1 pseudogene is annotated in these 821 nt (G+C 75.9%); it reads right to left on the reverse strand.

The window, feature by feature from the left end:
* Window positions 1-4: 4 nt before the first annotated feature.
* Window positions 5-796, reverse strand: a pseudogene (locus CCN51_RS51975) (pyridoxal phosphate-dependent decarboxylase family protein); the annotation flags it as partial.
* Between the last annotated feature and the right edge of the window lie 25 nt (window positions 797-821).

Here is an 821-nt window from a genome sequence, read left to right on the forward strand (position 1 = left end):
GTGCTCATGGGGTGCTGCCTTCCACGAGTGCGACCAGCGCCCGCAGGTCGCTGGGCTGGGTGTGCGGGTTGAGGACGGTGGCCTTGAGCCAGAGCCCTTCGCATGTGGTGGCGCGGCCGAGGACGGCCCGGCCCTCGCGCAGGAGGCGGCGTCGTACGGCGGCGACGGCGGCCGGATCGGCTCCGGCGGGCCGGAAGAGGACGGTGCTGATGGCGGGGCGGGCGTAGAGGTCGAGGCCGGGGCGGGAGTCGATGAGGTCGGCGAGGTGCTGGGCGGCGGCGCAGGCTCGTTCGACGAGGTCGCCGAGGCCGCGGCGGCCGAGGGCGCGCAGGGTGACGGCGATTTTGAGGATGTCGGGGCGGCGGGTGGTGCGCAGGGAGCGGCCGAGGAGGTCGGGGAGGCCGGCGGCGGTGTCGTCGTGGGCGTTGAGGTAGTCGGCGCGGTGGGCGAGCGGGGCGAGGACGGCGCTGTCGGGGACGGCGAGGAGGCCGGCCGCGGCGGGCTGCCAGCCGAGTTTGTGCAGGTCGAGGGCGGTGGTCCGGGCTCGGTCGAGGCCGTGGAGCCGGGTGCGGAGGGTGTCGCTGAACAGCAGCGGCCCGCCGTAGGCGGCGTCGATGTGGAGGGTGGCCGCATGGCGGTCGCAGAGGTCGGCGATGCGCGGCAGGGGGTCGATGGCGCCGGTGTCGGTGGTGCCCGCGGTGGCGACGACGAGTACGGGGTGTGGTGGGCCGGGCAGTTCGGCGAGGGTGTCGTGGAGGCGGGCCGGGTCGAGCACGCCGCTGGGGGTGGGGATGGTGAGGGCCCCTCACCATCCCCACCCC

Source organism: Streptomyces milbemycinicus (assembly GCF_002154605.1).
Classification (GTDB): Bacteria; Actinomycetota; Actinomycetes; order Streptomycetales; family Streptomycetaceae; genus Streptomyces; species Streptomyces milbemycinicus.